The 546-nt window shown below is 42.9% G+C and carries 1 protein-coding gene; it reads left to right on the plus strand.

From position 1 onward, the window contains the following. A partial coding sequence (locus ACRCJ0_RS19045; protein ID WP_431391772.1) for a cation:dicarboxylate symporter family transporter occupies positions 1-546 on the plus strand: 546 nt, incomplete at both ends.

Below are 546 nucleotides of genomic sequence, written 5' to 3' on the forward strand. Positions count from 1 at the left end.
TTGATCTTAGTTGGTTTCAAAGTCAACCCAATCAACTACTTCAAGAAAGCATCTTCTGTATTAGGCTTTGCCTTTACATCACGTTCAAGTGGTGGGGCATTACCAATGAACATCCAGACACAAACAGATGCTTTAGGTGTAGAAGATGCAACAGCTAACTTTGCCGGTACCTTTGGTTTATCCATCGGTCAAAACGGTTGTGCTGGTATCTACCCAACCATGTTAGTAGCCATCGTAGCCCCAACAGTGGGTATGGACCTATCTGACCCAATGGTTTGGTTAACCATTATTGGAACTATCGTTATTTCATCATTCGGTGTGGCCGGTGTTGGTGGTGGTGCAACCTTCGCATCACTAATCGTATTCGGAACCCTAGGCTTACCAGTAGAAATCATTGGTTTGATGGTTTCAATTGAACCAATTGTTGACATGGGCCGTACAGCCTTAAACGTTAACGATTCAATCCTAGCAGGTGTTGTCACTTCTAAACGTTTGGGCACTCTAAACGAAGATGTATTCAATAATCCAGACGCACAAATTGAAGTT

The sequence above is a fragment of the Aerococcus sp. L_32 genome, assembly GCF_050689315.1.